This window comes from Pseudomonas sp. BF-B-30 (assembly GCF_019956305.1).
GTDB classification, from domain to species: Bacteria; Pseudomonadota; Gammaproteobacteria; order Pseudomonadales; family Pseudomonadaceae; genus Aquipseudomonas; species Aquipseudomonas jessenii.
In genome coordinates this window covers 36,079-55,766 of record NZ_JAHBDG010000022.1, presented here as the reverse complement: position 1 = coordinate 55,766, position 19,688 = coordinate 36,079, and the positions used below count along the sequence as shown (strand labels likewise).

The following is a 19,688-nucleotide window of genomic DNA, read 5'->3' as shown; positions in this document are numbered from 1 at the left end:
GCTCCTTGCCAGTCGGGCATGGGCGGCGCCAGAATGCTGCCATCTGCCCCGCCTGATTGTTAAGGAAGCCCGATGCCTGATCCTGTTGCTGCCAGCTTGCGTCTAGCGCCCGAAGCGCTGACCCGTCCGTTTTCCGCTGAACAGTTCAGCTTCTCTACCACCAATGATCTGGAGCCCTTTCGCGGTGTGCTTGGCCAGGAACGTGCGGTCGAAGCCTTGCAGTTCGGTGTGGCCATGCCACGCCCCGGTTACAACGTATTCGTCATGGGCGAGCCCGGTACTGGCCGGTTCTCGTTCGTCAAACGCTACCTCAAGGCCGAAGGCAAGCGCCTGCAGACCCCGGCGGACTGGGTCTACGTCAACAACTTCGATGAACCGCGCGAACCACGTGCCCTGGAGTTGCCGTCGGGCACTGCCGGTAACTTCATTGGTGATATCAACGGTTTGATCGACAACCTGCTGGCGACATTTCCGGCAGTATTCGAGCATCCGTCCTACCAGCAGAAGAAAAGCAGTATCGACCGCGCCTTCAACCAGCGCTACGACAAGGCCCTGGACGTCATCGAGCGTCTGGCGCTGGAAAAGGAAGTTGCGCTGTACCGCGACGCCAGCAACATCGCCTTCACCCCGATGAGCGACGGCAAGGCGTTGGACGAAGCTGAGTTCGCCCAGTTGCCGGAAGCCGAGCGCGAGCGCTTTCACGAGGATATTTCGGCACTGGAGGAGCGCCTGAACGAAGAGCTCGCCAGCCTGCCGCAATGGAAACGCGAGTCGAGCAACCAGCTGCGTCATCTGAACGAAGAAACCATTACCCTGGCCTTGCAGCCATTGTTGTCGCCATTGTCGGAGAAGTACGCCGAGAACGCGGCGGTATGCGGTTATCTGCAGGCGATGCAGGTGTACTTGCTCAAGTCCGTGGTCGAGCAGCTGGTAGACGATAGCAAGACCGACGCTGTCGCCCGCAAGTTGCTGGAAGAACAATACGCGCCGAGCCTGGTGGTCGGTCACTCGGCCAGCGGCGGTGCGCCGGTGGTGTTCGAGCCGCACCCGACCTACGAAAACCTTTTTGGCCGGATCGAATACAGCACCGATCAGGGTGCGCTTTACACCACCTACCGCCAACTGCGGCCGGGTGCCTTGCACCGAGCCAATGGCGGTTTCCTGATCCTTGAAGCGGACAAAATGCTCAGCGAGCCGTTCGTGTGGGATGCACTGAAACGCGCCCTGCAATCACGCAAACTGAAAATGGAATCACCGCTGGGTGAACTGGGCCGCCTGGCCACCGTGACCCTGACTCCGCAACACATTCCGTTGCAGGTCAAAGTCGTCATCATCGGTGCCCGTCAGCTGTATTACACGCTGCAAGACCTCGATCCGGACTTCCAGGAGATGTTCCGCGTCCTGGTGGATTTCGACGAAGACATCCCGATGGTCGACGAGAGCCTGGAGCAGTTCGCCCAGTTGCTCAAGACCCGTACTTCCGAAGAAGGCATGGCACCGCTGACCGCCGATGCGGTGGCACGCCTGGCGACTTACAGCGCACGTCTTGCGGAGCACCAGGGGCGCCTGTCGGCGCGAATCGGCGACTTGTTCCAACTGGTCAGCGAGGCGGACTTCATCCGCCATCTGGCCGGCGATGAAAGGACCGACTCCGGGCACATCGAACGCGCGCTCAAGGCCAAGGCTACCCGCACCGGTCGTGTGTCAGCGCGGATTCTCGATGACATGCTGGCCGGGATCATCCTGATCGACACCGCGGGCGCGGCGGTCGGCAAGTGCAATGGCTTGACGGTGCTGGAAGTCGGCGACTCGGCCTTTGGTATACCGGCGCGGATCTCCGCCACGGTGTATCCGGGCGGCAGCGGTATCGTCGACATCGAGCGCGAGGTCAACCTCGGTCAGCCGATTCACTCCAAAGGCGTGATGATCCTTACCGGTTATCTGGGCAGCCGTTACGCTCAGGAGTTTCCGCTGGCGATTTCCGCGAGCATCGCCCTGGAGCAATCCTACGGTTATGTCGATGGCGACAGTGCTTCCCTGGGCGAGGCCTGCACCCTCATTTCGGCCTTGTCGAAAACCCCGCTCAAGCAGTGCTTTGCCATCACCGGTTCGATCAACCAGTTCGGCGAAGTGCAGGCGGTCGGCGGAGTCAACGAGAAGATCGAGGGCTTCTTCCGTTTGTGCGAAGCCCGCGGGTTGACCGGCGAGCAGGGGGCAATCATTCCTCACGCCAACGTCGCCACCCTGATGCTCGATGAGAAGGTACTGGCGGCGGTGCGTGCGGGTCAGTTCCATGTCTACGCGGTCCGTCAGGCCGATGAAGCATTGAGTCTGCTGGTCGGCGAGCCGGCCGGCGAACCGGACGAGAATGGCGAGTTCCCTGAAGGCAGCGTGAACGCGCGGGTCGTGGAGCGCCTGAGGGTTATCGCGGAAATGATCAGCGAAGATGATCTCAAGGAAGCCGAGAAGGAGTTGGCGCAAGAGGCTTTGGCGGAAACCAAGCCGGCCTGATGCAGTAACCCATGTGGGAGCGGGCTTGCTCGCGAATGCGGTGAATCAGCCAACATAAATGTTGAATGTTTTGACGCTTTTGCGAGCAAGCCCGCTCCCACATTTGTTTGTGTGAACCCTGGAAAGCGTCGTCGAACTGACGTCAATATTCACACTATGACCATTCGGCGCCTTTCGGTCTTGCCTCGGCCTGCAAGCCAGACTTTTCTTCTATTCTCTGCTCAAGGATATCGACGTAATCACAGGATCGAAACAGCCTTCCCATGGGGGCTGAACACCGGATCTACCGAGGGTCGCCGCCATGTCGCGCAACCTCTGCCTCACCCGTCAATGCCTGGGCCTTGTGACCCGTATCGAATGTGCCATCCGTCCATTGGCGGGAGATACGGGCATGTGGACTCTGCTGTTCGCCGCCGGAATGGCCGGTGAACAACCTTCGGCCATCAAGGCCCAAGGCCCGTTCCACGGTCCGTTCGTCGCTGAATCAATCCTCGACACCATCGTTGAAAGCCTGACCCTGCACGGCTACGAGTTGGCCGACGATCCACAAATCTGGTGCCTGCACCTGCAAGCCCAACTGCGGGAAATCAACGGTGGTCGCTGCCGGAACATGGGCGGCTTCGAGTTTCACCCCGAGCACTGAGTGGCACTATTGATCAAGGCGCGTCATGTCGGCCTTGTCGAGTTTGACTTCGAAACCATATTGCACGGTGGTGAGATCAGTGCGCTGATAGGTTTCCAGGCGCGTAGGCTGTCCGTAGAAGTAATGCACGGCAAACTGCGCCGGCCCCTGTGCGCTCGCGCCATGACTGACCGATAGAATCTCCTTCAAGTAACTACCGCTGTCGTCCTTGGCGAAAAAGCGCCAGTCCTGGGCGGGAAATACCTTCAGGTCCACCACCAGTGCATTGTCTTTGAGCGCGAGGCCCTTGGGCAGTTGACGGGCTTCGACGGTTTGCTTGTCGACCGTGGCCAGGAACAACGGCATCGAGCCCACCGCATAGGCCGGGGTTTGTGGAAACAGATTCAGATCGTAAGTGATGGTGCCGCGCAGGGGATCGATCTGGTACGCCTCTGACGGCAGTTCGATCGGCTCGTCGCGATTGCCACGAGTGTCTTCGGTAAAGAAGCTCACCGGACTTTCACCGGGGTTGAACGATGTGCCGAGCAGCTCATCGTTGAAGGTACGCAGGTGAGTGAATTCGATTCGCGCAGCGCTGGGGTCGTCGACCGACTGACTGATGCTGACGTTCTTTTTCAGCTGATCCTCACTCAGCGTTGCCCCTTTCAGCCAGCCCGCCGCCTGGTCGTCATAGACCACCACGGACAGGTTCAAGGGCTGGATGGACTTGTCCGTGGTATAGGCATCGAAGCGCCGGATCGGTAGGTCGAGGTCCTTTCGGGTGACCGTGACGGCGGAAAAATCCAGCATGCTGACTTCGAGAGTTTCGATCGTCCCGTTGAAGTACACCTTCGAATAATGTCGAGCCTGCTGTTTCTCAAAGTTGCGTTGTTCTTCATCGAGCTGTTTTTCCAGGGACTCGCTCCAGCTCTTTTGCTGCTGCATCTTGGCCAGTTGCTGCTGATAGAAGGCAATTTGTACCGAGGTTTCGTTGATTGAACCGGCGCGCGCGATGAATTGCCCGGTGCTGTCCCTGGCCTGGACGATCAGCGGGTTGAGCGGTGCTTCACTGACTTCGGGGGCCAGCGGCGTGCTGTTGTTGTATTCGATTTCCGCGTAGTTGTTCGTCAATGTGAGGAGGGTGACGCTCAGGTTGTCATTGGTGCGGGTCTGGCCTACGTCCTTTTTCGTCAGGTCGAAGCTGTAGAGGCGCCGTGGCGCGATGACTTCGACGTTGCCTTGCAGGCTCACCGGTTGCGGTTGCTGCTTTCTGTCAATGTCGAGGCCTTCGATGAAGGGGTAGGCCACGGTCAGGTCATCGGGGTTGGTCAGGTTGGAGCTCGATGGGCTGAGCTGAATGCCGGGGTCGGTTTCCGACCATTCCGGCTGGAAGGGAATCACTCGTTTGTTGCTTAGCGTGACCGACTGCCATTCCAGGCCATGGGGAAACAAAAACGCGGCAGGAACGCTGAACGTGAAGGGAAACACTGGCTGCAGATCGATCAGATAGTCGGAACTGGAGTCCTTTTGCAGCACGAACAACCCGTTGATGTAGGTGTCGACCAGGGCCTGCGGGCTCGGGTAGTGCTTGAGCATGGCGAGGGCGTCTTCGCCGTATTCGGTTTCCACCGGCTTGCTGTCGAGCTTGAGTTGCGCGCGTTCGAGCAGCAGCAGTGAGCCGCCCAGTTCCGACACGGCATCCTTGAGCTTCGGATCCTGAATGGCGTCCAGCGACTTTTCGAACTGCGCGGTTTTTTCTTCGAGGCTGACCTGGCGTTTTTCTTCGCTGGGTGAGCAGCCGCTCAGCAGCAGCGCCAGGCAAATTCCGGCACTCGTCAAAGGCAATTGCACATCCATTTCCAGTCTTCCTGTCCGACATCACTGAGCAGCCAATGATTTGGACACTAGCAGAAAAACTTTGATACACAGGCGCAGGTGACGGATTTTTCGACGGTTTCTGGCTGCTTCTGGGTATGGACGGGTGGCTGGTATACTCGCCGCCATTTCCAGTCCAACGTGTGAGATTCAATGGAACGCTTTATCGAAAATGCAATGTACGCCTCGCGCTGGCTGCTGGCGCCGATCTATTTCGGCCTGTCCCTCGGACTGCTGGCGCTGGCACTGAAATTCTTCCAGGAAGTCTTCCACGTCATCCCGAACGTGTTTTCGATGGCCGAATCGGACTTGATCCTGGTACTGCTGTCGCTGATCGACATGGCCCTGGTGGGCGGTTTGCTGGTGATGGTGATGATTTCCGGCTACGAAAACTTCGTCTCGCAACTGGACATCGACGACAGCAAGGAAAAGCTCAACTGGCTGGGCACCATGGACTCTTCGTCGCTGAAGATGAAGGTGGCCGCATCGATCGTGGCGATCTCGTCCATTCACCTGCTGCGCATCTTCATGGACGCCAAGAACGTCGATCCCGAGCATTTGCAGTGGTACGTGATCATCCACATGACCTTCGTGGTCTCGGCCTTCGCCATGGGTTACCTGGATAAAGTCACCAAGCACTGATTTACCCATCTGCTGTAGGAGCGAGCCCGCTCGCGATGGACTCAAGATCGCCGCGGGGTGTCAGGTTTCCCGCGTCATCGTTGGCAAGCATCGCGAGCGAGCTCGCTCCTACAGAGGGGCGTGATGAAACAGACGGGCGGCGTCGCTTGTGGCTTGTGCTTTGATGCGCCGAGGCCTATCCCTGTAAGTATGTTGGTTCGCCACTGCTGAGGTGCGCTCATGACCCTGAATGAGTTGAATGCGTATGCCGTCGCCGGGAAGGTCGATGAGCTGAACCTGATCTCGATGGAGGGGGGCATCTACCTGTTGGAGGCGCGGATGCATGGCGCGGCGTATCCATTGAGCGATACCCACGGACACATGATGAGCCTGCGTTCGGTGGAGCATGCCCGTGATGTGCTGCGCTCCTTTCCCAAGTTGCACTTCAACCTTGTGCACACGGTCGTGCATGACGAGATGTGCGGGCTGGTTGCCGATGTGGAGGAAAGCCTGAAGGTGCCGATCGCCTGAGGCCCCTCATCAATGACATGACATATGTGCTAGTCTGCTGGCCCTTTTGGTTCCGGGCGCTCCGGGACGCGCTGTGCACGCATGGCAAGTTCCCGAGCCGTCCGCACAGCGGAGCAGTGTCATGTCCGAAGTAAATCTGTCCACCGACGAAACCCGCGTCAGCTACGGTATTGGCCGTCAGCTGGGCGACCAACTGCGCGACAACCCGCCACCGGGCGTAAGCCTGGACGCGATCCTGGCAGGTCTGACCGACGCATTCGCCGGCAAACCAAGCCGTGTGGGTCAGGAAGAAATGTCCGCCAGCTTCAAAGTCATCCGCGAAATCATGCAGGCCGAAGCTGCAGCCAAGGCTGAAGCGGCTGCTGGCGAAGGCCTGGCCTTCCTGGCTGAAAACGCCAAGCGTGAAGGCATCACCACTCTGGCTTCCGGCCTGCAGTTCGAAGTCCTGACCGCTGGCGAAGGCGCCAAGCCATCCCGTGAAGACTCCGTGCGTACTCATTACCACGGCACCCTGATCGACGGCACAGTGTTCGACAGCTCCTACGAGCGCGGCCAGCCTGCGGAATTCCCGGTTGGCGGCGTGATCGCCGGCTGGACCGAAGCCCTGCAACTGATGAACGCCGGTAGCAAATGGCGCCTGTACGTGCCGAGCGAGCTGGCATACGGCGCTCAAGGCGTTGGCAGCATTCCGCCGCACAGCGTACTGGTATTCGACGTCGAACTGCTCGACGTTCTGTAAGACCCGCTGATTACCTGTACCTGTAGGAGCGAGCTTGCTCGCGGTGGGCGTCAACGATTACGCGGCCATTCTGAATGAACGCGGTGTCTTTGAGTTTTTCGCGAGCAAGCTCGCTCCTACAGAGTCTTGCGGTGATTTTCATATTTCGATCTTGTGGTGCAGTTCACTGTGCGGGCGCAACGCCCGGGCATAGCAGAACAGAAACAGATTACGCACCAGTTCCTTGAGCACCACCGGCTCACTGGAACTCAGGCCATTGAGGTCAAGATCACCTTGGTCCTGCAGTTCGCTCAAGGCTTCTTCTTCAAGCACTGCACAGACTTCCCCGGTTTCCCGATGCAGGATCCTGAGGTAAGGGTGTGGGCGGTCCAGCCAGGCATCGATCAGATAAGTCATGGTTCTCATCTCCATTGAAGGTTTGATGAGAATAATTCTTATTCATCAAATAGCAAGGGCCTATTGGCGGTTTACGCTTTTTTCCGGGTAAAGATTGCGTCAGGTCAAAAGGACTGGCGTTTGGCTATTGCGAGGAATTACTGGGCGAAGCAGGGGAGGGGGGCGCCATCCCGCGGCAGGCGCGGGATGGATAACAGCAGGCTCAGACTTTTCTGACGAACTCGGACTTGAGTTTCATCGGGCCGATGCCGTCGATCTTGCAGTCGATGTCGTGATCGCCATCGCACAGGCGGATGTTCTTGACCTTGGTGCCGACCTTGACCACCAAAGACGTACCCTTGACCTTGAGGTCCTTGATCACGGTGATGGTGTCGCCGTCTTGCAGGACGTTGCCGACCGAATCCTTTTTCACTGTGTCATCGGACACTGCTTCGGCTTCACCGCTGGCGGACCATTCGTGGGCGCACTCGGGGCAGATCAGCTGGGCGCCGTCTTCATAGGTGTATTCGGAATTGCATTTTGGGCAGGGTGGCAACGTGCTCACTAAGGCTCCTTGGATTCAGGATCGCTAAAAAGCGTACATTGTATAGGGTTTTAGCGGGGAGGGGTGCAGCGCGGGAAACCTGTGGGGAACAAACCTGTGGGAGCGAGCTTGCTCGCGATGGCGTCCTTTCAGTCAACAACGATGTTGAATGTAAGTGCCTAATCGCGAGCAAGCTCGCTCCCACAGGGGGCTTGCAGTGTTGTCAGTGCGTACGCGCGACCGCGAACTCGCTCAGTTCAACCAGTGCATCGCGGTACTCGCTGGCAGGCAGCGCTTCGAGACACTGGATTGCGCGTGCCACATAGTCGCGTGCCAGTTGCGCGGTGTACTCCAGCGAGCCCGAGGCTTCCACGGCTTCGCGGATGCTTTCCAGGTCTTCGATTCCGCCTTTCTGGATCGCCTTGCGCACCAGGGCGGCCTGTTCCGGCGTACCTTCGCGCATGGTGTAGATCAGTGGCAGGGTCGGCTTGCCTTCGGCCAGATCGTCACCGACGTTCTTGCCCAGGGTTTCGGCGTCGCCTTTGTAGTCGAGCAGGTCGTCGACCAGTTGGAAGGCCACGCCCAAGTGATCACCGAATGTACGCAGGGCTTCGGCCTGTTCCGGCGCGGCCTGGCACAGGGCGGCGGCGCTGTGGGTCGAGGCTTCGAAGAGCATCGCGGTCTTGCCGCGGATGACTTCCATGTAGGTTTCTTCGGTGGTGCTGACGTCCCGCACCTTCGACAGCTGCAATACTTCGCCTTCGGCGATGATGCGCGTGGCTTGCGAAAGGATCTTCATCACCGGCATCGAGCCAAGTTCGACCATCATTTCGAATGAGCGCGAATACAGGAAGTCACCGACCAGTACGCTTGGCGCGTTGCCCCACATGGCGTTGGCGGTCGAGCGGCCACGGCGCATGCCGGACATGTCGACCACATCGTCATGCAGCAGGGTGGCGGTGTGCAGGAACTCGATGGTCGCGGCCAGCAGACGCAGGTCATCGCCTTCGCGGCCCAGGGCCTTGCCACACAGCAACACCAGTAAAGGACGCAGGCGTTTGCCGCCGGCCGAGGTAATGTAATCGCCGATTTTCGATACCAGCGGCACTCGGGAAGTCAGCTGCTTCTTGATGATGCCGTCGACGGCGCTAAAATCGTCCGCCACCGCGCGGTAGAAAGCTTGGGGTTGCATCAGCGACAGTCGCTCCAGAAGGGTTGCGCGGCATGCTAGGACCCACGCTTGCAGGTGTCAAGGCGCGATGGACGGCCTCTTGCAAGGCTAGCGTGGCTTGCGTACAATCGCGCACCCTGAACTTCCTGGGCAGCACCTGCCTTACGCAATTGCAAGCGGGCCTCCAGCCCCATGCAGCCATGCCAGCCAATACCTCTTCTTATAAAGAGCTGGGTGAGCAGGATTATCGGAGAAATACCATGTCTTATGCAGTAATCGTTACTGGCGGCAAGCAGTACAAAGTCGCCCCAGGTGAATACCTGAAGATCGAAAAACTGGAAATCGCTACCGGCGAATCCGTTACCTTTGATCGCGTTCTGTTGGTTGCCAACGGTGACGACGTGAATATCGGCGCTCCAGTTGTTGCTGGCGCTACCGTTGTGGCTGAAGTGATCTCCCAAGGTCGTCACGATAAAGTCCGCATCATCAAGTTCCGTCGCCGTAAGCACCACATGAAGCGTATGGGCCACCGCCAGTGGTACACCGAGATCAAAATCACCGGTATTCAGGCTTAATTACAGCCTAATTCCTCACTAGGAGAATTGAACTCATGGCACACAAAAAAGCTGGTGGTAGTACCCGTAACGGTCGCGACTCAGAAGCCAAACGCCTTGGCGTGAAGATGTATGGCGGCCAGGCTATCAAAGCAGGCAACATCATCGTGCGTCAGCGCGGCACCCAATTCCACGCTGGCTACGGCGTTGGCATGGGTAAAGATCACACCCTCTTCGCTAAAGTCGAAGGCGTGATCAAGTTCGAAGTAAAAGGCGCCTTCGGTCGTCGTTACGTGAGCGTAGTCGCAGCTTAATTGCGCGATCGCTGGAAAAGCCCTGTCTCGCGACGGGGCTTTTTCGTTTGTGGGGTGAGTCTCTTGCAAAGCTGTTTGTATGGGCTGTCGGCGTACGATGTAGGTATCGTGGTTCAGGGTCGCTGCGCTCATTTTTGCAAGAGTCTTATGTCTTGATTGTTTTTCGGCTCGTCCGTATGGCGAGAGGCGTTTGTTATGAAGTTTGTTGATGAAGTATCGATTCGCGTAAAGGCTGGTGATGGCGGCAATGGCGCCATGAGTTTCCGTCGGGAAAAATTTATCGAGAACGGTGGCCCGAACGGCGGTGATGGCGGTGACGGCGGTTCCATCTACATGATGGCCGACGAAAACCTCAACACCCTGGTGGACTACCGTTACACCCGGCACTTCGATGCCGAGCGTGGCTCCAACGGCGGCAGCACCGACTGCACCGGCAAGAAGGGTGAAGACCTGATCCTGCGTGTTCCGGTCGGCACCACGGTGATCGACTCCGCGACTCAGGAAGTCATCGGCGACCTGACCAAGGCCGGTCAGAAATTGATGGTGGTGCAGGGCGGCTGGCATGGTCTGGGCAATACCCGTTTCAAATCCAGTACCAACCGTGCGCCGCGCCAGACCACTCCGGGCAAGCCGGGCGAGCAGCGCGACCTGAAGCTGGAAATGAAAGTACTGGCTGACGTAGGTCTGCTGGGTTTGCCGAACGCCGGTAAAAGTACCTTTATCCGTTCGGTTTCGGCTGCCAAGCCGAAAGTTGCCGACTACCCGTTCACCACGCTGGTGCCGAACCTGGGTGTGGTCAGCGTCGATCGCTGGAAGAGCTTCGTCATTGCCGATATTCCGGGTTTGATCGAAGGCGCTTCCGAAGGTGCTGGTCTGGGCATTCGCTTCCTCAAGCACTTGGCGCGTACGCGTCTGCTGCTGCACCTCGTGGACATGGCGCCGCTGGATGATGCCAGCGCACCGGATGCCGCTGAAGTGATCGTCAACGAGCTGATCAAGTTCAGCCCGTCCCTGGCGGAGCGTGATCGCTGGTTGGTCCTGAACAAGTGCGACCAGATCCTTGATGAAGAGCATGATGCTCGCGTCAAGGAAATCGTTGATCGCCTGGAATGGACTGGTCCGGTCTACGTGATCTCGGCCATCTCCAAGCTCGGTACCGAGCGTCTGTGCCACGACATCATGCGTTACATGGAAGATCGTGCCGATCGCCTGGCCAATGACCCGGCCTACAAGGAAGAGCTGGCTGATCTCGATCAGCGCATCGAAGACGAAGCTCGCGCGCAACTGCAGGCGCTGGATGACAAGCGTGCCCTGCGTCGCAGCGGCGTGAAGTCGGTCCACGACATCGGCGACGATGACTGGGATGAAGAAGATGTGGATGACGAAGACGGTCCGGAAATCATTTACGTGCGTGACTGATTCGTTGCGATAAACTTAAGCGCCGCTCAATCGAGCGGCGTTTTGGTATCTGGAAATCGATTGTTGGCCACGAGTAACCACGAATAACGTCACGGGCAGTGCTAGGTCGCGCTGCCCTCAAGCTAAGGTTGAAGATGATGCGGAGCAAGGTGACAGGTGCGCAGCGTTGGGTCGTGAAGATCGGCAGCGCTTTGCTGACGGCGGACGGCAAAGGCCTGGATCGCGCGGCAATGGGTGTCTGGGTTGAGCAGATGGTGGCCTTGCATGAGGCGGGCGTCGAGCTGGTGCTGGTGTCCTCCGGGGCGGTGGCGGCCGGCATGAGCCGTTTGGGCTGGACCTCGCGACCCAGTGCGATGCACGAACTTCAGGCTGCCGCCGCAATCGGCCAGATGGGGTTGGTGCAGGCCTGGGAGTCGAGCTTCGCCAAGCATGGCCGGCATACCGCGCAGATTCTCCTGACTCACGACGACTTGTCCGACCGCAAGCGCTACCTGAACGCCCGCAGCACCTTGCGTGCGCTGGTCGAGCTGAAGGTTATCCCGGTGATCAACGAGAATGACACCGTGGTCACCGACGAAATCCGTTTTGGCGACAATGACACCCTGGCGGCGCTGGTGGCGAACCTGGTCGAGGCGGACTTGCTGGTGATCCTGACGGATCGCGACGGCATGTTCGATGCTGATCCGCGCAACAATCCGGATGCCCAGCTGATTTACGAAGCGCGCGCCGATGATCCGGCGCTCGACGCGGTGGCGGGTGGCACCGGTGGTGCGCTGGGGCGTGGTGGTATGCAGACCAAATTGCGTGCTGCGCGTCTGGCGGCCCGTTCCGGTGCTCACACCATCATCGTTGGCGGGCGGCTTGAGCGTGTGCTGGATCGCCTCAAGGCGGGCGAGCGCATCGGCACCCTGCTGTCGCCGGAGCGCGGCATGTTGGCGGCGCGCAAGCAGTGGCTGGCCGGTCATCTGCAAACCCGTGGCACCCTGGTGCTGGATGCGGGTGCGGTGACTGCATTGTCTCAGGGCAACAAGAGCTTGCTGCCGGTTGGGGTCAAATTGGTGCAGGGCAGCTTCCGTCGCGGCGAGATGGTGGTTTGCGTGGCGCCGGACGGTCGCGAGATTGCCCGTGGCCTGGCCAACTACAGTGCGCTGGAGGCGCAAAAAATCATCGGTCAGTCGTCTGAGGCGATTGTCGGTCTGTTGGGTTACATGGCGGAACCGGAGCTGGTTCACCGCGATAACCTGATCCTGGTCTGAAGGAATACCTGAATGCGCGTGGCAAAAGGATTGTTGGGATTGCTGTTGGCGATGCCGCTGCTGGCGTCGGCCGAAGAGATCGGTCAGGTGTCGACGGTGTTCAAGTTCGTCGGGCCGAATGACCGGATCGTGGTCGAGGCCTTTGATGATCCCAAGGTCGACGGCGTGACCTGCTATCTGTCGCGCGCCAAGACCGGCGGGGTGAAGGGTGGTCTTGGTTTGGCCGAGGATCGTGCCGAAGCGTCTATCGCTTGCCGGCAGGTCGGACCGATCAGCTTCAAGGGTGAGCTCAAGGATGGTGACGAGGTGTTCAAGGAGCGCACGTCTCTGGTGTTCAAGACCATGCAGGTGGTGCGCTTCCTCGACAAAAAGCGCAATACGCTGGTGTACCTGGTGTACAGCGATCGCCTGATCGAGGGCAGTCCGCAGAATGCGGTGACGGCGATTCCGATTTTGCCTTGGGCACACGCTCAGTAATCTTGCGCAAAACGAAATGTGGGAGCGGGCTTGCTCGCGAATGCGGTGTATCAGATGACATGTGCGTCTACTGACACTCCCTCTTCGCGAGCAAGCCCGCTCCCACATTTTTTTGTGTCGCGTTCATCAAATCGCAGGCAATAAAAAACCGACCCTGAGGTCGGTTTTTTAATGAACGAGTCGCTTAGGCAGCAGCGGCAACGTTCAGGGCCTTCACGTGGCCATTCAGGCGGCTCTTATGACGAGCGGCCTTGTTCTTGTGGATGATGCCTTTATCGGCCATACGGTCGATAACTGGCACAGCCAGAACGTAAGCAGCTTGAGCTTTGGCAGCGTCTTTTGCGTCGATGGCCTTAACTACATTCTTGATGTAGGTACGAACCATGGAACGCAGGCTGGCGTTGTGGCTGCGACGCTTCTCAGCCTGTTTTGCACGTTTTTTGGCGGAAGGTGAGTTGGCCACCGTCGAGCTCCTCGAAAGACTTTTTAGGAAATAGCAAACAAAATAGGCCGCGAATCATGCCGATGAGTTGAGGTCTTGTCAAGGGCGGTTGAGACGTTCCGCTAAGTGGTAGGTGCTACACCTCTGGATATTTCTTTCCAGCGTGCGACCTGTAAACTCGCGAGCTTTGGCTCTGTGCTGTTGCGGCGCGGAGTATCGCATAAGTGGGCGCGTAGTTCGCCTGCTGTTTATCGACAGGCACAAACTCTTTCAATGAATCTGCTCAAATCGTTGGCCGCCGTCAGCTCTATCACGATGCTTTCCCGGGTTTTGGGATTTGTTCGTGACACCCTTATTGCGCGTGCATTCGGCGCGGGAATGGCGACAGACGCCTTCTTCATCGCCTTCAAACTGCCCAATCTGTTGCGGCGGATTTTTGCCGAAGGGGCGTTTTCCCAGGCATTCGTACCGATTCTTGCCGAATATAAAAGTCAGAAAGGGGATGAGGCGACGCGAACCTTCATTGCATATGTTTCCGGCCTGCTGACGCTGGTGCTGGCACTCGTCACGGCATTGGGCATGATTGCCGCCCCGTGGGTCATCTGGGTGACCGCGCCGGGTTTCATCGATACGCCCGAGAAGTTCGAGCTGACCACGAGCCTGTTGCGGGTGACCTTTCCTTACATATTGCTGATTTCCCTGTCGTCGCTGGCGGGTGCGATCCTCAACACCTGGAACCGTTTTTCGGTCCCGGCATTCGTGCCGACGCTGCTCAACGTCAGCATGATTATTTTTGCGTTGTTCCTGACACCGTACTTCGATCCGCCCGTAATGGCGCTCGGTTGGGCGGTGCTGGTGGGTGGACTGGCACAGTTGCTCTATCAACTGCCGCACCTGAAAAAGATCGGCATGCTGGTGTTACCGCGCCTGAACCTGCGCGACAGCGGCGTCTGGCGGGTGATGAAACAGATGTTGCCGGCGATTCTCGGGGTATCGGTGAGCCAGATCTCGTTGATCATCAATACGATTTTCGCTTCGTTCCTGGTCGCAGGTTCCGTGTCCTGGATGTACTACGCCGACCGTTTGATGGAGTTGCCATCCGGCGTGTTGGGCGTGGCGCTGGGGACGATTCTGCTGCCGACTCTGGCCAAGACTTACGCCAGCAAGGATCGCCACGAATACTCGCGCATCCTCGATTGGGGCCTGCGTCTATGCTTCGTGCTGGTATTGCCTTGCGCCTTCGCGCTGGGGATTCTGGCCGAGCCGTTGACGGTTTCGCTGTTCCAGTACGGCCAGTTTGATGCTCATGATGCGGCCATGACTCAGCGCGCGTTGGTCGCCTACTCCGTCGGTTTGCTCGGAATTATCGTGATCAAAGTGCTCGCGCCGGGCTTTTATGCGCAACAAAACATCCGCACGCCGGTAAAAATCGCAATTTTCACGTTGGTCGTCACTCAGTTGTTCAACCTGTTGCTGATCGGTCCGCTGGCTCACGCGGGCCTGGCGCTCGCCATCAGCGCCGGCGCCTGCCTCAATGCAGGGCTGCTCTTCTATCAACTGCGTAAACAGCAGATGTACCAGCCGCAACCGGGCTGGGCAAAGTTCGGCTTCAAGCTGGTGGTTGCGGTAGCGGTGATGTCTGGCGTGTTGCTGGCAGGGATGCATTTCATGCCTGCCTGGGGCGAGGGGCAGATGCTTGAGCGTTTCCTGCGTCTGGGTGCCTTGGTAGTTGCCGGTGTGGTGGCTTATTTCGGCATGTTAGTGTTGATGGGCTTCCGTTTGCGCGACTTCAATCGCAAGGCGCTGGGCTGAGGTTCTGGCCTTGATAAACACGGGCGAGCCGGCGGTTTTGTCGGCTCGATCACTTTGGGTTACGGTGTTGCCTGTCGTCGGCCGCCGGGTGTGGTTATAATCGACCACTTTATGAGCAAGAAGCGCGTTATGCAGCTGGTTCGAGGCCTCCACAATCTGCGCCCCCGGCATCGGGGCTGTGTCGCCACTATTGGCAACTTTGACGGTGTACACCGCGGCCACCAGGCTATCCTGGCGCGCCTGCGTGAGCGTGCGCTGGAGTTGGGCGTGCCCAGCTGCGTGGTGATTTTCGAGCCGCAACCGCGAGAGTTCTTCGCTCCGGACACCGCGCCGGCCCGTCTGGCCCGCCTGCGGGACAAGCTGCAATTGCTGGCTGCCGAAGGCGTCGACCGTGTTCTGTGCCTGGCTTTCAACCAGCGCCTGAGCAAGCTCAGTGCCAGTGAGTTCGTCGATACCATTCTGGTCGACGGTCTTGGCGTCCAGCACCTGGAGGTCGGGGATGACTTCCGTTTCGGCTGTGACCGCGCGGGAGATTTCGATTTCCTGCAGCAGGCCGGCATCGTTCAGGGTTTTACCGTCGAGGCGGCGCAAACCGTTGAGCTGGACGGTATTCGCGTCAGCAGCACTCAGGTCCGCAATGCCCTGGCCGCAGCTGATTTTGCCTTGGCCGAGCGACTGCTGGGTCGGCCGTTCCAGATTACCGGGCGGGTACTCCACGGCCAGAAGCTGGCTCGCCAGTTGGGTACGCCCACGGCCAACATACAACTCAAGCGCCGTCGCGTTCCGCTTTCCGGGGTTTACCTGGTCAACGTCGACATCGACGGCAAGACCTGGCCAGGCGTCGCCAATATCGGCGTGCGGCCAACGGTACAAGGTGATGGCAAGGCCCACCTCGAAATACATCTTTTAGATTTTGCCGGCGATCTGTATGACCGGCGTTTAACGGTGGTTTTCCACCACAAGCTGCGTGAAGAGCAGCGTTTCGCCTCTCTGGAGGCGTTGAAAACGGCGATCAACGCGGATGTCGCCGCCGCCCGTGCACTAGCCGCACCTAGCGCCCATCGCTAATGAAGAGCCTTAAATGACCGACTATAAAGCCACGCTAAACCTTCCGGACACCGCCTTCCCAATGAAGGCCGGCCTGCCACAGCGCGAACCGCAGATCCTGCAGCGCTGGGACAGTATTGGCCTGTACGGAAAGTTGCGCGAGATTGGCAAGGATCGTCCGAAGTTCGTATTGCACGACGGCCCTCCGTACGCCAACGGCTCGATTCACATCGGTCATGCGCTGAACAAGATTCTCAAGGACATGATCATCCGCTCGAAGACCCTGTCGGGCTTCGACGCGCCTTATGTTCCGGGCTGGGACTGCCACGGCCTGCCGATCGAGCACAAGGTCGAAGTGACCCACGGCAAGAACCTGGGCGCGGACAAGACCCGCGAACTGTGCCGGGCCTACGCCACCGAGCAGATCGAAGGGCAGAAGTCCGAGTTCATCCGCCTGGGTGTGCTGGGTGACTTCGCCAACCCGTACAAGACCATGGACTTCAAGAACGAGGCCGGTGAAATCCGTGCCTTGGCCGAAATCGTCAAGGGCGGTTTCGTGTTCAAGGGCTTGAAGCCTGTGAACTGGTGCTTCGACTGCGGTTCGGCCCTGGCCGAAGCGGAAGTCGAGTACGAAAACAAGAAGTCCTCGACCATCGACGTGGCCTTCCCGATTGCCGATGAAGCCAAACTGGCTGCCGCTTTCGGTCTGCCGTCGCTGGCCAAGCCTGCCTCGATCGTGATCTGGACCACCACCCCGTGGACCATTCCGGCCAACCAGGCGCTGAACGTTCACCCGGAATTCAACTACGCCCTGGTCGACGTCGGCGACAAACTGCTGGTGCTGGCGGAAGAACTGGTCGAGTCGTGCCTGGCGCGCTACTCGCTGGAAGGCTCGGTCGTTGCGACCACCACCGGTAAAGCGCTGGAACTGATCAACTTCCGTCACCCGTTCTACGACCGTCTGTCGCCGGTTTACCTGGCCGACTACGTTGAACTGGGCGCCGGCACCGGTGTGGTTCACTCATCTCCGGCCTACGGCGTGGACGACTTCGTGACCTGCAAGAAGTACGGCATGGTCAACGATGACATCCTCAATCCGGTCCAAAGCAACGGCGTTTACGTTCCGTCGCTGGAATTCTTCGGCGGCCAGTTCATCTGGAAGGCCAACCCGGCCATCGTCGACAAACTGACCGAAGTCGGTGCGTTGCTGCACACCACCGTCATCGAACACAGCTACATGCACTGCTGGCGCCACAAGACCCCGCTGATCTACCGCGCCACCGCGCAGTGGTTCATCGGCATGGACAAGCAGCCGACCACCGGCGACACCCTGCGCCAGCGTTCGCTCAAAGCCATCGAAGAGACCCAGTTCGTTCCGGCCTGGGGCCAGGCGCGCCTGCACTCGATGATCGCCAACCGTCCGGACTGGTGCATTTCCCGTCAGCGCAACTGGGGCGTGCCGATCCCGTTCTTCCTGAACAAGGAAAGCGGCGAGCTGCACCCACGAACCGTCGAGCTGATGGAAGAAGTTGCCAAGCGTGTTGAAGTCGAAGGCATCGAGGCCTGGTTCAAGCTGGACGCCGCCGAACTGCTGGGCGATGAAGCGCCGCAGTACGACAAGATCAGCGACACCCTCGACGTCTGGTTCGACTCGGGTACTACGCACTGGCACGTTCTGCGCGGTTCGCACCCGATGGGTCACGAAACCGGCCCGCGCGCCGACCTGTACCTGGAAGGTTCGGACCAACACCGTGGCTGGTTCCACTCGTCGCTGCTGACCGGTTGCGCCATCGATAACCACGCACCGTATCGCGAACTGCTGACTCACGGCTTCACGGTCGACGAGTCCGGCCGCAAGATGTCCAAGTCCCTGGGCAACGTGATCGCGCCACAGAAAGTCAACGACACCCTGGGTGCCGACATCATGCGTCTGTGGGTCGCTTCGACCGACTATTCGGGTGAAATGGCGGTTTCCGAGCAGATCCTGCAACGTAGTGCGGACGCCTACCGGCGTATCCGTAACACCGCGCGTTTCCTGCTTTCGAACCTGACCGGCTTCAACCCGGCCACCGACCTGCTGCCGGCCGAAGAAATGCTGGCTCTGGACCGTTGGGCCGTGGACCGTACCCTGCTGTTGCAACGCGAACTGCAAGAGCACTACGGCGAATACCGCTTCTGGAACGTGTACTCGAAGATCCACAACTTCTGCGTGCAGGAACTGGGCGGCTTCTACCTCGATATCATCAAGGATCGTCAGTACACCACTGGAGCCGACAGCAAGGCCCGTCGTTCCTGCCAGACTGCGCTATTCCACATCTCCGAGGCGCTGGTGCGCTGGATCGCGCCGATCCTGGCGTTCACCGCCGACGAACTGTGGCAGTACCTGCCGGGCGAGCGTAACGAGTCTGTCATGCTCAACACCTGGTACGAAGGCCTGAGCGAACTGCCGGAAGGCATCGAGCTGGATCGCGCTTACTGGGACCGGATCATGGCGGTCAAGGTCGCGGTCAACAAGGAAATGGAAATCCAGCGTGCAGCCAAGGCTGTCGGTGGCAACCTGCAGGCCGAAGTGACGCTGTTCGCCGAAGACGCGCTCACCGCCGACCTGGCCAAGTTGAGCAACGAACTGCGCTTTGTACTGATCACTTCGACCGCCAGTGTTGCGCCATTGGTGCAAGCACCGGCCGATGCCGTGGTCACTGAAGTCAGCGGCCTGAAGCTGAAAATCGTCAAGTCGGGCCACGCCAAGTGCGCTCGTTGCTGGCACTGCCGTGAAGACGTCGGTGTGAACCCGGAGCATCCGGAAATCTGCGGCCGTTGCGTCGACAACATCAGCGGCGCTGGCGAGGTCCGTCACTATGCCTAATGCCGTTGGCCGTTTCGGACGGCTGAGCTGGCTCTGGTTGAGTTTGCTGGTCCTGGTCATCGACCAGGCCAGCAAGTTCTACTTCGAAGGCAAGCTCCAGATGTACCAGCAGATCGTAATCATCCCCGATTACTTCAGCTGGACCCTGGCCTACAACACTGGCGCGGCATTCAGCTTCCTGGCTGACAGCTCCGGCTGGCAGCGCTGGCTATTCGCGTTGATCGCTGTCGTGGTCAGTGCGGTGCTGGTGGTGTGGCTCAAGCGTCTGGGGCGCAACGAGACCTGGCTGGCGGTTGCGCTGGCACTGGTGCTCGGCGGCGCGCTGGGCAATCTGTATGACCGCATTGCCCTGGGCCATGTGATCGATTTCATTCTGGTGCATTGGCAGAATCGCTGGTATTTCCCGGCGTTCAACTTTGCCGACAGCGCAATCACGGTTGGTGCTGTCATGCTGGCACTGGATATGTTCAAAAGTAAAAAGACCGGAGAAACCGTTCATGACTGAACAGGTA

The 19,688-nt window shown here is 59.0% G+C and carries 19 protein-coding genes; 14 read left to right on the top strand and 5 right to left on the bottom strand.

Going from position 1 to position 19,688, the window contains the following annotated elements; genetic code table 11:
* The first annotated feature begins 72 nt into the window (after positions 1 to 72).
* Together KGB29_RS13085 and KGB29_RS13080 are read left to right on the top strand one after the other, a co-directional pair.
* Positions 73 to 2,511 carry a Lon protease family protein gene (locus KGB29_RS13085; protein ID WP_057713231.1) on the top strand — a complete coding sequence of 813 codons (2,439 nt, stop codon included), beginning with the start codon at positions 73 to 75 and terminating at the stop codon, positions 2,509 to 2,511.
* 301 nt (positions 2,512 to 2,812) lie between these two features.
* Positions 2,813 to 3,154 carry a hypothetical protein gene (locus KGB29_RS13080; protein WP_008052055.1) on the top strand — a complete coding sequence of 114 codons (342 nt, stop codon included), beginning with the start codon at positions 2,813 to 2,815 and terminating at the stop codon, positions 3,152 to 3,154.
* A gap of 6 nt (positions 3,155 to 3,160) precedes the next feature.
* Here KGB29_RS13080 and KGB29_RS13075 read toward each other — a convergent pair whose 3' ends face one another.
* Entirely contained in the window at positions 3,161 to 4,990 is a 1,830-nt protein-coding gene (locus tag KGB29_RS13075; RefSeq protein ID WP_150813493.1) for a hypothetical protein, read from the bottom strand.
* Between the two features lie 171 nt (positions 4,991 to 5,161).
* Here KGB29_RS13075 and KGB29_RS13070 point away from each other — a divergent pair, with 171 nt between their 5' ends.
* From KGB29_RS13070 to KGB29_RS13060, 3 genes are all read left to right on the top strand, one after another.
* Complete coding sequence (locus KGB29_RS13070; protein WP_007970904.1) at positions 5,162 to 5,650, top strand: TIGR00645 family protein; 489 nt, start codon at positions 5,162 to 5,164, stop codon at positions 5,648 to 5,650.
* Positions 5,651 to 5,869: 219 nt separating this feature from the next.
* Complete coding sequence (locus KGB29_RS13065) at positions 5,870 to 6,160, top strand: DUF6482 family protein (RefSeq protein ID WP_150813492.1); 291 nt, start codon at positions 5,870 to 5,872, stop codon at positions 6,158 to 6,160.
* Between the two features lie 121 nt (positions 6,161 to 6,281).
* Positions 6,282 to 6,899: an FKBP-type peptidyl-prolyl cis-trans isomerase gene (locus tag KGB29_RS13060; protein ID WP_008022510.1), complete on the top strand. Its 618-nt coding sequence runs from the start codon at positions 6,282 to 6,284 to the stop codon at positions 6,897 to 6,899.
* A 138-nt stretch (positions 6,900 to 7,037) separates the two neighbouring features.
* On the opposite strand, the gene KGB29_RS13055 is transcribed toward KGB29_RS13060, so the two are convergent.
* The 3 genes from KGB29_RS13055 to KGB29_RS13045 all read right to left on the bottom strand — a co-directional run bounded on the left by KGB29_RS13055 (position 7,038) and on the right by KGB29_RS13045 (position 9,010).
* A complete protein-coding gene (locus KGB29_RS13055) occupies positions 7,038 to 7,295 on the bottom strand; it encodes a hypothetical protein (protein ID WP_008052059.1) in 258 nt (85 codons plus the stop codon).
* Positions 7,296 to 7,497: 202 nt separating this feature from the next.
* Positions 7,498 to 7,839 carry a zinc ribbon domain-containing protein YjdM gene (locus KGB29_RS13050; protein ID WP_008154270.1) on the bottom strand — a complete coding sequence of 114 codons (342 nt, stop codon included), beginning with the start codon at positions 7,837 to 7,839 and terminating at the stop codon, positions 7,498 to 7,500.
* 202 nt (positions 7,840 to 8,041) lie between these two features.
* On the bottom strand, positions 8,042 to 9,010 hold the full coding sequence (locus KGB29_RS13045; RefSeq protein WP_150813491.1) for a polyprenyl synthetase family protein: 969 nt from the start codon (positions 9,008 to 9,010) through the stop codon (positions 8,042 to 8,044).
* Positions 9,011 to 9,249: 239 nt separating this feature from the next.
* Here KGB29_RS13045 and rplU point away from each other — a divergent pair, with 239 nt between their 5' ends.
* The 5 genes from rplU to KGB29_RS13020 all read left to right on the top strand — a co-directional run bounded on the left by rplU (position 9,250) and on the right by KGB29_RS13020 (position 13,009).
* Positions 9,250 to 9,564 carry a 50S ribosomal protein L21 gene (rplU, locus tag KGB29_RS13040; RefSeq protein ID WP_003176051.1) on the top strand — a complete coding sequence of 105 codons (315 nt, stop codon included), beginning with the start codon at positions 9,250 to 9,252 and terminating at the stop codon, positions 9,562 to 9,564.
* 35 nt (positions 9,565 to 9,599) lie between these two features.
* On the top strand, positions 9,600 to 9,857 hold the full coding sequence (gene rpmA, locus KGB29_RS13035; protein WP_003281574.1) for a 50S ribosomal protein L27: 258 nt from the start codon (positions 9,600 to 9,602) through the stop codon (positions 9,855 to 9,857).
* A 195-nt stretch (positions 9,858 to 10,052) separates the two neighbouring features.
* Entirely contained in the window at positions 10,053 to 11,276 is a 1,224-nt protein-coding gene (cgtA, locus tag KGB29_RS13030; protein WP_008052064.1) for an Obg family GTPase CgtA, read from the top strand.
* A gap of 137 nt (positions 11,277 to 11,413) precedes the next feature.
* On the top strand, positions 11,414 to 12,532 hold the full coding sequence (proB, locus tag KGB29_RS13025; RefSeq protein WP_057713234.1) for a glutamate 5-kinase: 1,119 nt from the start codon (positions 11,414 to 11,416) through the stop codon (positions 12,530 to 12,532).
* 12 nt (positions 12,533 to 12,544) lie between these two features.
* Positions 12,545 to 13,009 carry a CreA family protein gene (locus tag KGB29_RS13020; RefSeq protein ID WP_008022496.1) on the top strand — a complete coding sequence of 155 codons (465 nt, stop codon included), beginning with the start codon at positions 12,545 to 12,547 and terminating at the stop codon, positions 13,007 to 13,009.
* Between the two features lie 184 nt (positions 13,010 to 13,193).
* Here the strand turns inward: KGB29_RS13020 and rpsT are convergent, their stop codons facing one another.
* The gene (gene rpsT / locus KGB29_RS13015; protein ID WP_007970922.1) at positions 13,194 to 13,472 is read right to left on the bottom strand and encodes a 30S ribosomal protein S20; all 279 of its coding nucleotides are present in this window, start codon (positions 13,470 to 13,472) and stop codon (positions 13,194 to 13,196) included.
* A gap of 252 nt (positions 13,473 to 13,724) precedes the next feature.
* Between rpsT and murJ the strand changes: the two genes are divergently transcribed.
* The 4 genes from murJ to lspA all read left to right on the top strand — a co-directional run bounded on the left by murJ (position 13,725) and on the right by lspA (position 19,681).
* Positions 13,725 to 15,263 (top strand): murein biosynthesis integral membrane protein MurJ, encoded by a 1,539-nt coding sequence (murJ, locus tag KGB29_RS13010; protein ID WP_150813490.1) that lies wholly within the window; start codon positions 13,725 to 13,727, stop codon positions 15,261 to 15,263.
* Between the two features lie 129 nt (positions 15,264 to 15,392).
* Positions 15,393 to 16,331 (top strand): bifunctional riboflavin kinase/FAD synthetase, encoded by a 939-nt coding sequence (ribF, locus tag KGB29_RS13005; RefSeq protein ID WP_173677972.1) that lies wholly within the window; start codon positions 15,393 to 15,395, stop codon positions 16,329 to 16,331.
* A gap of 13 nt (positions 16,332 to 16,344) precedes the next feature.
* Positions 16,345 to 19,176, top strand: a complete 2,832-nt coding sequence (ileS, locus tag KGB29_RS13000) for an isoleucine--tRNA ligase (protein ID WP_150813489.1) — start codon at positions 16,345 to 16,347, stop codon at positions 19,174 to 19,176.
* A complete protein-coding gene (gene lspA / locus KGB29_RS12995; protein ID WP_007970932.1) occupies positions 19,169 to 19,681 on the top strand; it encodes a signal peptidase II in 513 nt (170 codons plus the stop codon). The genes ileS and lspA overlap by 8 nt, the downstream gene beginning before the upstream one ends.
* The last annotated feature ends 7 nt before the right edge of the window (positions 19,682 to 19,688 follow it).

Coding starts and splice junctions, on each gene's coding strand:
- rpmA (WP_003281574.1), top strand. CDS start 9,600: ATGGCACACAAAAAAGCTGGTGGTAGTACCCGTAACGGTCGCGACTCA.
- murJ (WP_150813490.1), top strand. CDS start 13,725: ATGAATCTGCTCAAATCGTTGGCCGCCGTCAGCTCTATCACGATGCTT.
- KGB29_RS13070 (WP_007970904.1), top strand. CDS start 5,162: ATGGAACGCTTTATCGAAAATGCAATGTACGCCTCGCGCTGGCTGCTG.
- KGB29_RS13055 (WP_008052059.1), bottom strand. CDS start 7,295: ATGACTTATCTGATCGATGCCTGGCTGGACCGCCCACACCCTTACCTC.
- KGB29_RS13045 (WP_150813491.1), bottom strand. CDS start 9,010: ATGCAACCCCAAGCTTTCTACCGCGCGGTGGCGGACGATTTTAGCGCC.
- KGB29_RS13065 (WP_150813492.1), top strand. CDS start 5,870: ATGACCCTGAATGAGTTGAATGCGTATGCCGTCGCCGGGAAGGTCGAT.
- KGB29_RS13020 (WP_008022496.1), top strand. CDS start 12,545: ATGCGCGTGGCAAAAGGATTGTTGGGATTGCTGTTGGCGATGCCGCTG.
- ribF (WP_173677972.1), top strand. CDS start 15,393: ATGCAGCTGGTTCGAGGCCTCCACAATCTGCGCCCCCGGCATCGGGGC.
- lspA (WP_007970932.1), top strand. CDS start 19,169: ATGCCTAATGCCGTTGGCCGTTTCGGACGGCTGAGCTGGCTCTGGTTG.
- proB (WP_057713234.1), top strand. CDS start 11,414: ATGCGGAGCAAGGTGACAGGTGCGCAGCGTTGGGTCGTGAAGATCGGC.
- KGB29_RS13085 (WP_057713231.1), top strand. CDS start 73: ATGCCTGATCCTGTTGCTGCCAGCTTGCGTCTAGCGCCCGAAGCGCTG.
- cgtA (WP_008052064.1), top strand. CDS start 10,053: ATGAAGTTTGTTGATGAAGTATCGATTCGCGTAAAGGCTGGTGATGGC.
- rplU (WP_003176051.1), top strand. CDS start 9,250: ATGTCTTATGCAGTAATCGTTACTGGCGGCAAGCAGTACAAAGTCGCC.
- KGB29_RS13075 (WP_150813493.1), bottom strand. CDS start 4,990: ATGGATGTGCAATTGCCTTTGACGAGTGCCGGAATTTGCCTGGCGCTG.
- ileS (WP_150813489.1), top strand. CDS start 16,345: ATGACCGACTATAAAGCCACGCTAAACCTTCCGGACACCGCCTTCCCA.
- KGB29_RS13060 (WP_008022510.1), top strand. CDS start 6,282: ATGTCCGAAGTAAATCTGTCCACCGACGAAACCCGCGTCAGCTACGGT.
- KGB29_RS13080 (WP_008052055.1), top strand. CDS start 2,813: ATGTCGCGCAACCTCTGCCTCACCCGTCAATGCCTGGGCCTTGTGACC.